Origin of the sequence: Xanthobacter autotrophicus (assembly GCF_029991245.1) — a bacterium.
Classification (GTDB): Bacteria; Pseudomonadota; Alphaproteobacteria; order Rhizobiales; family Xanthobacteraceae; genus Xanthobacter; species Xanthobacter autotrophicus_C.
Genome location: NZ_JAIVFO010000012.1, coordinates 40,667 through 50,994, shown reverse-complemented (window position 1 = coordinate 50,994; position 10,328 = coordinate 40,667). Strand labels below are relative to the sequence as shown.

The 10,328-nt window shown below is 68.4% G+C and carries 10 protein-coding genes and 1 tRNA gene; 6 read left to right on the top strand and 5 right to left on the bottom strand.

The features are described from left to right. Nucleotides 1-1,309, bottom strand: a 1,309-nt coding sequence (locus K9U41_RS04245; protein WP_282639610.1) for a ComEC/Rec2 family competence protein, incomplete at its 3' end; no start/stop codon positions are given. Nucleotides 1,310-1,590: 281 nt separating this feature from the next. Here K9U41_RS04245 and gltX point away from each other — a divergent pair. Both gltX and K9U41_RS04235 read left to right on the top strand, forming a co-directional pair. Continuing rightward, nucleotides 1,591-3,006, top strand: a complete 1,416-nt coding sequence (gene gltX, locus K9U41_RS04240; RefSeq protein WP_282639609.1) for a glutamate--tRNA ligase — start codon at nt 1,591-1,593, stop codon at nt 3,004-3,006. Beyond that, the gene (locus K9U41_RS04235) at nt 3,003-3,245 is read left to right on the top strand and encodes a sulfurtransferase TusA family protein (RefSeq protein WP_282639608.1); all 243 of its coding nucleotides are present in this window, start codon (nt 3,003-3,005) and stop codon (nt 3,243-3,245) included. Before gltX ends, K9U41_RS04235 begins: the two co-directional genes overlap by 4 nt. A gap of 48 nt (nt 3,246-3,293) precedes the next feature. On the opposite strand, the gene K9U41_RS04230 is transcribed toward K9U41_RS04235, so the two are convergent. Then, entirely contained in the window at nt 3,294-4,460 is a 1,167-nt protein-coding gene (locus K9U41_RS04230; protein ID WP_282639607.1) for a M20 aminoacylase family protein, read from the bottom strand. 165 nt (nt 4,461-4,625) lie between these two features. Here K9U41_RS04230 and K9U41_RS04225 point away from each other — a divergent pair. Next, nucleotides 4,626-4,701: transfer RNA gene (locus K9U41_RS04225), tRNA-Lys, on the top strand. A gap of 130 nt (nt 4,702-4,831) precedes the next feature. On the opposite strand, the gene K9U41_RS04220 is transcribed toward K9U41_RS04225, so the two are convergent. Further along, nucleotides 4,832-5,515 (bottom strand): hypothetical protein, encoded by a 684-nt coding sequence (locus K9U41_RS04220; RefSeq protein ID WP_282639606.1) that lies wholly within the window; start codon nt 5,513-5,515, stop codon nt 4,832-4,834. A 284-nt stretch (nt 5,516-5,799) separates the two neighbouring features. Between K9U41_RS04220 and K9U41_RS04215 the strand changes: the two genes are divergently transcribed. The 3 genes from K9U41_RS04215 (at nt 5,800) to K9U41_RS04205 (ending at nt 7,581) form a co-directional block, all read left to right on the top strand. Next, complete coding sequence (locus K9U41_RS04215; RefSeq protein ID WP_282639605.1) at nt 5,800-6,087, top strand: hypothetical protein; 288 nt, start codon at nt 5,800-5,802, stop codon at nt 6,085-6,087. Nucleotides 6,088-6,340: 253 nt separating this feature from the next. After that, entirely contained in the window at nt 6,341-6,721 is a 381-nt protein-coding gene (locus K9U41_RS04210; protein ID WP_282639604.1) for a hypothetical protein, read from the top strand. A 74-nt stretch (nt 6,722-6,795) separates the two neighbouring features. Continuing rightward, nucleotides 6,796-7,581: a 1,6-dihydroxycyclohexa-2,4-diene-1-carboxylate dehydrogenase gene (locus K9U41_RS04205; RefSeq protein ID WP_282639603.1), complete on the top strand. Its 786-nt coding sequence runs from the start codon at nt 6,796-6,798 to the stop codon at nt 7,579-7,581. A gap of 84 nt (nt 7,582-7,665) precedes the next feature. Here K9U41_RS04205 and K9U41_RS04200 read toward each other — a convergent pair whose 3' ends face one another. Together K9U41_RS04200 and K9U41_RS04195 are read right to left on the bottom strand one after the other, a co-directional pair. Then, nucleotides 7,666-8,889 carry an ABC transporter substrate-binding protein gene (locus K9U41_RS04200; protein ID WP_282639602.1) on the bottom strand — a complete coding sequence of 408 codons (1,224 nt, stop codon included), beginning with the start codon at nt 8,887-8,889 and terminating at the stop codon, nt 7,666-7,668. 42 nt (nt 8,890-8,931) lie between these two features. Further along, nucleotides 8,932-10,215, bottom strand: coding sequence for a hydroxymethylglutaryl-CoA reductase, degradative (locus K9U41_RS04195; protein WP_282639613.1), 1,284 nt, complete (start codon nt 10,213-10,215; stop codon nt 8,932-8,934). Nucleotides 10,216-10,328: the final 113 nt, after the last annotated feature.

Below are 10,328 nucleotides of genomic sequence, written 5' to 3'. Positions count from 1 at the left end.
CCACCCACCCGTCCGGGCGCGGCAGGGCGCGCAGGGGCTGCAGGCGCTCATAGGCGGCGACGAGGGCCAGGGTGGCGGCGAACGACATCTGCGTTCCGGGATCGAGCGCCGCCTCGGGGGTGAAGGCGAGCACGCAGACCGCCGCCACGCCCACGGTGCGCAACGTGAGCGCCGGCCGTCCCACCAGCACGCCGGCGAGCACCAGCGCCGTCATCACGAACGACCGCTGCGCCGGCACATCATTGCCCGAGAGCACGAGATAGGCCGCGCTGCCCGTGAGGGCGACGATGGCCGCCAGCGACTTGATGGGAAAGCCCAGCGCCAGCGCCGGCACCAGAGCCAGGCCGCCGCGCACGAACGCGAACAGCGTGCCCGCCACCAGCGCCATGTGCAGGCCGGAAATGGACAAGATGTGCGTGAGCCCTGACACGCGCATGCTCTCCTCCACCTCCGGCGCGACGGCGGAGCGGTCGCCCGCCACCAGGGCCACGGCGATTTCCGCCGGCGTGCCCGCGAGCGAGGCGCGGATGCGGCGGGACAGGCTGTCGCGCGCCGCATCCACCGCCATGGCGAGCCGCACCGACAGGGGCGGCTCGGCCGGCCCGGCGAGCTTGGGCCGCCCCAGTCCGTAGCCCACGCCGCCGATGCCGGCGAACCAGGGCGTCCGCCCGAAATCGTGGGCTCCGGGCATGGCCGGGCCCAGCGGCGGCAGCAATTGGGTCAATTGGGTGACATGGGTGCCCACCGGCGGCGCCCAGCCCTTGCGCAGGGTGAGCCGGACGAGGCGCGGCACCGGGTCGAGACCTTTCACCGGCCCGCTGTCCAGCCGCAGCAGGATGCGATCCCCCTTGGGGCGATGCTCCACCCGCTCCACGAAGCCCGACAGCCGCACCGGCGTTTTGCCCGGCGCGGCGATCTCGTGCGCCACCAGCGCGGTGCGCACGCAACCCGTGGCGAAGCCCGCCGCCACCGCGGCGACGGTCACCACCGCCCCGAATGCCACCGGCCGCGCCCGCAGCACGATCGCGCTTCCGACGAGGACGGAAAAAAGCCCGACGGCGACGGCAAGGGACGGTTCCTGCGCCGCGCCGAAATACAGCAGGATGCCAAGGGCGAAAGCCGCCGGAAGCCACAGGATCAGCCGGCCGGAGGCGGCCTCGGCGGCGAGATCTGCGGCAAGGCGGGCCCTGAGCGCATCGAGGACGCGGGCAAGGCCAGGGGGTGTCGCCCGGAGCGCAGAAGCGCGCGCGCCGCCGAGAACGGCGACGCGTCCACTCGTTCGTGCAGGGCGCTGGTCCTGCTGCGTCATGTCGCCCCAGATGCCCCGCTACGGCCGATTCCGATCCGAGGGCACCTGCCCCCTCCCTCCGCCGGAACGGGCGGCCGTGTTCCTTGTGCCCGGCGCCTATGCTACACGGGCGCCTCCCGCGTGCCATGGTGCGTGCATTCCCGCGCGGTCGGCAAGTGGGGCCCGTGCTGAAGCGCCTGCCGAAGCTCTTGCCCCTGCCGGCCCGTGCATCGCCCGCGCGCTGCCCTGCCCCGTCCGCTCGCCCGTCCGCTCCCATGGACCGAGCCTCGCCGAGTTCCCCCATGTCGCAGATCGTCACTCGCTTCGCCCCCTCCCCCACCGGCTTCCTGCACATCGGCGGGGCGCGCACGGCCCTGTTCAACTGGCTCTATGCCCGCCACACCGGCGGCAAGATGCTGCTGCGCATCGAGGACACCGACCGCCAGCGCTCCACCAAGGCGGCCATCGAGGCCATCATCGAGGGGCTGGAGTGGCTCGGCATCACCTGGGACGGCGAGCCCATCTACCAGTTCGCCCGGGCCGAGCGGCACCGCGCCGCCGTGGAGGAGATGCTGGCGCAGGGAAACGCCTATCGCTGCTACGCCACGCCCCAGGAACTGGACGAGATGCGCGAACTGGCCCGCAAGGAGGGCCGCCCGCCGCGCTATGACGGCCGCTGGCGCGACCGCGACCCTTCGCAGGCGCCCAAGGATCGCGATCCCGTCATCCGCCTGCGCGCGCCGCAGGAGGGGGAGACCGTGATCGAGGACATGGTGCAGGGCACCGTGACCTTCCCCAACAAGGATCTCGACGACCTCGTCCTGCTGCGCTCGGACGGCACGCCCACCTACATGCTGGCGGTGGTGGTGGACGACCACGACATGGGCATCACCAACGTCATCCGCGGCGACGACCACCTGACCAATGCGGCGCGCCAGACCCAGATCTACCGCGCCCTGGGCTGGGAGGTGCCGCGCATGGCCCACATCCCGCTCATCCATGGGCCGGACGGCGCCAAGCTCTCCAAGCGCCATGGCGCGCTCGGGGTGGATGCCTATCGCGACATGGGCTACCTGCCGGCGGCGCTGCGCAACTATCTGGTGCGCCTTGGCTGGAGCCATGGCGACCAGGAGGTTTTCTCAACCGAGGAGATGGTCGGCTTCTTCGACCTCGACAAGGTGGGCCGCTCCGCCGCCCGGTTCGATTTCCAGAAGCTGGAGAGCCTCAACGGCCACTATATGCGCGCCTCGAGCGATGCGGAGCTGTTGTCCGCCATCGATGCGCTGGTGCCCCATCTGCCCGATGCAGAGCACCGCCTCGCCCGCATGACGCCGGAGCGCCGCGCCCAGCTCGCCGCCGCCATGCCGGGGCTGAAGGAGCGCGCCAAGACCCTGGTGGAACTGGTGGACAACGCCGAATTCATCTTCGTGGAGCGCCCGCTGCCGCTGGACGACAAGGCGGCGGCCCTGCTCTCGCCCGAGGCTCGCGCCCATCTCGGCCGCCTCGTGCCCGCGCTGGAGCAGGTGGAATGGACCGCCGCCGCCACCGAGGCCGCCGTGCGCGCCTATGCGGAGGCGCAGGGCGTGAAGCTCGGCGCCGTGGCCCAGCCGCTGCGGGCCGCGCTCACCGGCAAGCCCACCTCCCCGCCTATCTTCGACGTGCTCACCGTGCTCGGCCGGGACGAGAGCCTGGCGCGGCTGAAGGACCAGGCGGCTTGAAGGCGCCCGCGCCCGAGACGGTGGAGCTGGATCTCAGGGGGCTGAAATGCCCCCTGCCGGCCCTGCGCACGCGCAAGGCGCTGAAGGAAGCGGTCGCCGGAACCCGCCTCGTGGTCACCTGCACCGATCCCATGGCGGTGATCGACATTCCCCATCTGGCACAGGAGACGGGCGCCGCACTGGAAGAGCGCACGGTGGCGGAAGGCCTGCTCACCTTCGTCCTGCGCAAGCCGGGCTGAAAGCCCGGCAGAATGCCGAACGGTCCGGGCTGAAAGCCCGATGCTGCGTCAGACCGAAAGCGGCAGCGCCCGTTCCACCAGCCGCACCCAATAGGACGCGCCGAAGGGAATGGCGGCATCCGCGAAGTCGTATTGCGGATGGTGCAGGTCTGCGGACGGGCCGTTGCCGATGAAGATGTAGGCCCCCGGCTTCGCCTCCAGCATGAAGGCGAAATCCTCCGCCGCCATCAGCGGCGGGGCGGAGGCGTCCACTTCCGACAGGCCGGCCACCTCGGCCGCCACCTCAGCCGCGAACGCGGTCTGCGCCGCGTGGTTGCGGGTGACGGGATAGCCCTGGGAAAAGCTCACCGTCGCCGTGGCGCCGTGGGCGGCGGCCACCCCTTCCGCCACCGCGGCGATGCGGGTGCGCAGGATCTCGCGCACATGGGGATCGAGGGCGCGCATGGTGCCGGCGAGCCGCGCGCGGGGCGGCAGCACATTGTCCGCCTCCCCCGCATGGAACATGGGAATGGAGATGACCGCGGCGGCCAGCGGATCAAGATTGCGCGACACCACCTGCTGCAGGGCCGTGACGATGGCGGCGCCGGTGAGCACCACGTCCACCCCCTGGTTGGGCCGGGCGGCATGGGCGCCGCGACCGTCCACCAGGATCTCGATGCGGTCGGACGAGGCCATGATGCCGCCCTGCCGCATGGCGAAGCGGCCCACGGGCAGCCCCGGCAGATTGTGCATGCCGTAGACCTCGCTCACCGGGAAGCGGGCGAACAGGCCGTCGTCGATCATGGCCTTGGCGCCGGCCCCGCCCTCCTCCGCCGGCTGGAAGATGAGCACGGCGGTGCCGGAGAAGGCACGGGTTTCCGCCAGGTGGCGCGCGGCGCCCAGCAGCATGGCGGTGTGGCCATCGTGCCCGCAGGCATGCATGACGCCGGGGGCCTGGGAGGCATAGGCGGCGCCGGTCTGCTCCAAGATGGGCAGTGCGTCCATGTCGGCCCGCAGCCCGATCATGGGTCCGTCCCCGCGTCCGCGCACGATGGCGACCACGCCGGTGCGTCCGAGCCCGGTGAGCACCTCGTCGCAGCCGAAGGCGCGCAGCTTCTCGGCCACTGCGGCGCTGGTGCGGGGCAGCTCGTACATGAGTTCGGGATGGCGATGGAAATCCTGGCGCCAGGCCGCGATCTCGTCGGCGCCGGAGGCAATGTGATTATGGACGGGCATGGCAATTCCAGGAGCAATGAAGAGCCATGGTGGGCATGGGGGGCCAGCCGGTCAATGGGCTTGGGATATGCACAGGCCCTGCGCGGGCCCGGCGCATCTTTCCCAAGGCCCTGCCGCCGCCGGCCTTGACCCTGCCGCCTTGGCATCCTAACCACAGCGGCGAGTGAGCCCGTAGCTCAGCCGGTAGAGCACGTGACTTTTAATCATGGGGTCTCGGGTTCGAATCCCGACGGGCTCACCAATGATATCAATCGAGATTCGGATAACGCCCCGCCCGGCGTCTGCTACGTTAGGTCGCCCATGGCGTTCAGAACGCTGCTGTGGCGTTCCGTGGCGCACCACCACGTACCGCCAAACCGGTGATGGGCTCGCTAATAGGCAAGGAGCATCCACAAGCTCCGCCAAGGAACTGGTTTGCACTCCGGATCGCCAAACCAATCTGCCATCTCCGGTGCGATGCCACCGATGACGGTGCCGAGAACGACGCAGCCTAGCCCTAACAAATCAATATAGAGCCCGCCCGCCGTCGCCGCCTCGAGCTTACGGTTCACGGTCTCAATGTCGTGCTTGCGAGCCTCCGCTTCGGAAGACAGCCGCTCGCCAGTGGATTTGGTCTCGGCATCAAGGCGGCTTGAAATGTGGCCTACTTCGTTGAAGAGCCCATCGAAGTTGGTTTCAAGGCGCGACAGGCGATCCGAGAGTGATGCGTCCGGACCTGCTCTCACGACGAGGCGGGCAGCAGCACTGTCCGCGCCATCAGTGGCACCTATCGCCCCCATCACAATCTGTCGCTTCCGAAGCGGGAAGCGCCGAAGATAGTTCGCACAGTGACAAAGCATGCTCGGTTGAGAGAAAAGCTTATGTTTGTCCTTGATGCCTTGGTACACGGTCCAAATTCCGTAGAGCTGCAAGAAAATGCCAAGCACTCTAAATCGCGGCTCCAAGCAGTTTGACCACCACGGGCCAATCAGAAACCAAAGCAATATTGTTCCGAGAAGGGCCCAAATGCCAATCGGCTCGGCAAGCCAAATGGCAACCTCTTTGATGCGGTTCATTACCAGCGTCTCGCTCTCGCACAGATTCGCGAATTGACCGTGAACAGCCCGGCGACAGCTTGGCCGTAGGAAGCCATCCAATCAACCTGGAAGACCGGCAACCTCAGCGCCCCCACCACCCCCACACGACGTTTTGCCGCGCCAAATTGCCCGCAAAGCAGGGATTTGAGCCGTGGCTGCGGCGGTAAGGCCGCTTGATGCTGCTACCTGGATCGGCCATTTTTGCGCTAGATCAAATTCCGCTTCCGGATTGAGATCAATTCAACGCTTATTTGGGTTCGATCATGGAAACAGCCGCGCGCGTCGCTCTTCGTGTTCCCGTCTTCGGGTGGTTTCTCAAGGATGCCATCTATGGAGCACCCGACGCCAAATATTATTTCATCGCAAATCTTGTGGTGTGCTTCGCGGCGCTCGTCTATTTTTTCGGCTATCCCTTCCTGATCATTTACGCGCTGACGGCGACGGCTGTTGCACTGGTGTCGCTCATCATCCTCACTGCCTCAGACATGCTTCGCAAGGGCGGGGATAACGAAGCCGCGCCCAAGCCGGTCGGGCGGCCGACCAAGCGCTGAAGAGGCCGCCTCCAGGTCCGCCAGACGCGACGCCCAGGTTCTCCCCCAGTTCGCGCATCTGCCGGCTCTTGGGGGGATTGGGCGATGTGAAGCTTGTGCGCCGCGCGGGCGAAGCGGCGCTCGCGGTCGACGGGTGTGACATGGCCGAGATGGCGCAGGTCCATGTCCAGACCTATTAGGTATGGAAACCGACCGAGACTGTCTTTGACGCGCGCCCCGTGAGCGTGATTTTCCTTATGCCGAACATAAGGACATGCCACGGATGCACACCGGCGTCGCAGCGCGTATCGACCGTATCGAGACCTTTATCGTCGATATCCCAACCCTAGCCACCCATCACCTGTCCCCGCGCAGCCAGATGCCGGGGCTGGTGAGGGTGTCGTGCTCGGACGGCAGGGGCGGCGTCGGCGAGGGCACCGCCATCGGCGGCCTCCGCTATGGCGCGGACAGCCCCGAAGGCATCACGCTCACCATCGACACCGCCATCGGCATCGGCCGCACCGGCTCCATCCCGGGCTCGGCGCGGGACGGATGGTTCCTGCCGATGGGTGGGGCGCCCGGCTATTATCGCGGCATCGCCGTGCCGCTTGCCATCGCGGCGCAGCCGGAAGGCGCCCTGTCGGCGGCGCACTGAACCCACGATGACACGCATGGTCGCCGGCTCCACCCGGCCGCCGCCCTCCCCCTTTTTCCAAGAGGAGACGACAGGTGTCAGACAAGCGCTTTGCCGACAAGGTTGCCCTGGTGACCGGCGCGGCGCAGGGCATCGGCCGCGTCACGGCGCTGCGGCTGGCGCGGGAGGGGGCAAAGCTCCTGATCGTGGACCGCTCGGCCGAGCACAATGAGAATGTCCGCGCGGAGATCGAGGCGGCCGGCGGCACCGCGCGGGCCCTGTCCGCCGACCTTGAGACCTTCGAGGGCGCGCAGGCGAGCGTCGCCGCTGCGCTGGAGGCCTACGACCGGATCGACGTGGCCGTCCACAATGTGGGCGGCACCATCTGGTCGAAGCCGTTCTGGGAATACCAGCCGGAAGAGATGGAGAAGGAGATCCGCCGCTCCCTGTGGCCGACCCTGTGGAGCTGCCGCGCCGTGATCCCGGTGATGATGCGCCAGAAGGCGGGATCCATCGTGAACGTGGGCTCCAACGCCACCCGCGGCATCTATCGCGTGCCCTATTCGGCGGCGAAGGGCGGCGTCCATGCCATGACCACCTGCATGGCGCTGGAGCTGGCCGAGCACGGCATCCGCGTCAACGCGGTCTCCCCCGGCGCCATCGACAACGGCACCCGCGCCATCCCGCGCAATCCCATCCCCTTGTCCGAGCAGGAAAAGCAATGGGGCAAGGAGATGTACGAGGACATTCTCGCAGGCACGCCCCTGCGCCGCATGGGCACGCAGGAGGAAGTGGCCGCCACCATCTGCTTCTTTGCCTCGCAGGAGGCCGGCTACATCACCGGCCAGACCTGCTTCGTCGCCGGCGGCACCATCGGGTGAGGCTGAGAACTGGCAACGGGCGGCCATGGCCGCCCGTCCGGTGAGATCCGTCCTGCCGAGGGCTTTAGCCGCCCTGCCCTCGCCTTACGGCTTTGCGACCAGCGGGCAGCGGCCCTCGGCCATGGGCCGGAAGGCTTCCTGCGCCGGGATGGTTGCGACGAGGTTGTAATAGTCCCACGGCCCCTTGGACTGGTCCGGCGCCTTCACCTGGAACAGGTACATGTTGTGGATGTGCCGGCCGTCGGCCCGCACCTCGCCTTTGCCGAACAGCGGATCGTTCGAGGGCATCGCCTTCATCTTCGCCACCACCTGCTGGCCGTCGGTGCTGTCGGCCGCCGCCACGGCACGCAGATAATGCAGCGTGCCGGCATAGACGCCGGCCTGGTTGGCGGTGGGCCGGCGCCCGTTCAATTGCGCGGCGAAGCGGTCGGCGAAGGCGCGGCTGCCGTCGTTCATGTTCCAGTAGAAGCCCTCGGTGAGGAACAGGCCCTTGGCCACCGGCAGGCCCAGCGAGTGCACGTCGGTGAGCTGCATGAGCAAGGCGGCGAGGCTCTGCCCGCCGGCGGTGAGGCCGAACTCGGAGGCGGCCTTGACCGAATTGATGGTGTCGCCCACCGCATTGGCGAGGGCCACCACCTTGGCCCCGCTCCCCTGCGCCTGCAGGATGAAGGAGGAGAAGTCCGACGCATTGGTGGGGTGGCGGACAGCGCCGAGGATCTTGCCGTCCTCCGCCTTCACCACCGCCATGGCATCGGCCTCCAGCGCATGGCCGAAGGCATAGTCGGCGGTGATGAAGAACCAGCTGTCCTTCTTCTGCTTGAGCAAGGCCAGCGCGGTGCCATGGGCCAGCGCCCAGGTGTCGTAGGTCCAGTGCACCGTGTTGGGCGAGCATTTCTCGCCGGTGAGCAGCGCCGTGCCGGGGCCGGAGGCGATGAAGGCGACCCTGGAGCCGCGCACCGCCTCCTGCACCGCCAGCGCCACCGAGGAGAACGGCACGTCCAGGATGGCATCCACGGTGCCGTCGGCGATCCACTTGCGGGCGGTGGCGGAGCCGATGTCCGGCTTGTTCTGGTGATCGAGGCTGATCACCTCCACCGCGATGGCCGGCTTCTCCTTCTTGAAATCCTCCACCGCGAGCTTGGCCGCCGTCACCGAGCCGATGCCGGTGGAATCGGAGGCGAAGCCGGACAGGTCGGTGAGCACGCCGATGCGGATGGTGTTGCCGGGGATCTCCGCCTGCGCGGAGCCGAGCGCCGAAGCGAGGATGGCGGCGCCCGCGAGCAGCCCGAGCGAGGTCTTCCTGAGCATGGTTTTCTCCCTTTTGGTTCTTGTTGGGCGTCTGGCGCAGCGTCAGCCGCCGCGCACCTCTTCGAGGACTTTTGCCGCCACATCCATGCGCACGCTGGCGCGTTCCACGAGGATGCGGGCCACCTTGTCGACTTCCTCGCCCACGGCCCCGGCCATCATGGCGATGTTCTGGGCGTGAAGGGCCATGTGGCCCTTCTGGATGCCGGTGGTGGCAAGGGCCTTCAGCGCCGAGAAGTTCTGCGCCAGTCCCACCGCGGCGATGATGCGCGCCAGCCGCTCGGCGGTGGAAACGCCGAGGATGGCGAGGCTGGCCCGCGCCGTGGGATGCACCTTGGTGGCCCCGCCGATGAGCCCCACCGCCAGCGGCAGCTCGATGGCGGCGGAGAGGTCGCCGTCCGCGTTGACCTCATAGGTGGTGAGCGAGGTGTAGCGGCCGGAGCGGGCGGCATAGGCATGGGCGCCGGCTTCCACGGCGCGGGTATCATTGCCGGTGGCGAGCACCACGGCGCTGATGCCGTTCATGATACCCTTGTTATGGGTCGCGGCACGATAGGGATCGGCGGCGGCGAACTGATAGGCGCTGACGATGCCGTCGCGCACCTGCTCGCCGCCGATGTCCGCCGTGCGCCACACCGCATGGGCGCGGGCGAGCCGCCGGTCTGCGAGGTTGGAAAGGATGCGCAGGTAGACCCGGCCCTGCGCCCATCCGGCGATGGCGGGGGCAAGCTTCTCCGCCATGGTGTTCACGGCGTTGGCGCCCATGGCGTCGCGGGTGTCCACAATGAGGTGGGTGACCACCATGGTGCCCGACGGCGTGTCGAGCAGCCGCACCTCCAGGTCGCGGAAGCCGCCGCCGAGGCTGACGAGCACCGGATCGCAGGCATCGCACGCCGTCTTGATCTCGTCCCGCCGTTCCAGGATGCGCAGGCGGGCGGCGGCGGGGTCGCGCACCTCCACCGCCTGCACCTGCGCGATCATGAGGTTGCCGGACACGGAGGTGGAAAAGCCGGTCTCGTAATTCTGCCGGGCGGCGTTGCACACGGCGGCCACCACCGAGGATTCCTCCGTCGCCATGGGGACGAGCAGGTCTTCCCCGTCGATCTTCATGTTGGTGGCCACGCCCACCGGCACGTTCATGGTGCCGATGACATTCTCGATCAGCTTGTCGGCCAGCGCCGGGTCGAGATTGCCCATGTTGGCGAGGTGGGCGACGGCCGCGTCGTCGAGGCCCGCGAAGGCGGCGACGAGGTCGAGCCGCTCGCGCGGGGTCTTCTTGTGGAAGCCGGCGATGCGGGAGCTACGGTTCTGGCCTGCGGCGGACGTCATCATCGAGCCTTCCTGTGCATTCACGGGCGGGCCGGCACGGGCAGTCGGACGACGAGGGGGGAAGGCGCGCAGCCAGCCGGGTGCGATCCGGCCCGAGGGGCGGTCGCGGAAGG

Excerpts from the sequence above, each read along its gene's own strand:
- gltX (WP_282639609.1), top strand. The coding sequence starts at position 1,591 with ATGTCGCAGATCGTCACTCGCTTCGCCCCCTCCCCCACCGGCTTCCTG.
- K9U41_RS04230 (WP_282639607.1), bottom strand. The coding sequence starts at position 4,460 with ATGCCCGTCCATAATCACATTGCCTCCGGCGCCGACGAGATCGCGGCC.
- K9U41_RS04220 (WP_282639606.1), bottom strand. The coding sequence starts at position 5,515 with ATGAACCGCATCAAAGAGGTTGCCATTTGGCTTGCCGAGCCGATTGGC.
- K9U41_RS04215 (WP_282639605.1), top strand. The coding sequence starts at position 5,800 with ATGGAAACAGCCGCGCGCGTCGCTCTTCGTGTTCCCGTCTTCGGGTGG.
- K9U41_RS04210 (WP_282639604.1), top strand. The coding sequence starts at position 6,341 with ATGCCACGGATGCACACCGGCGTCGCAGCGCGTATCGACCGTATCGAG.
- K9U41_RS04200 (WP_282639602.1), bottom strand. The coding sequence starts at position 8,889 with ATGCTCAGGAAGACCTCGCTCGGGCTGCTCGCGGGCGCCGCCATCCTC.
- K9U41_RS04195 (WP_282639613.1), bottom strand. The coding sequence starts at position 10,215 with ATGACGTCCGCCGCAGGCCAGAACCGTAGCTCCCGCATCGCCGGCTTC.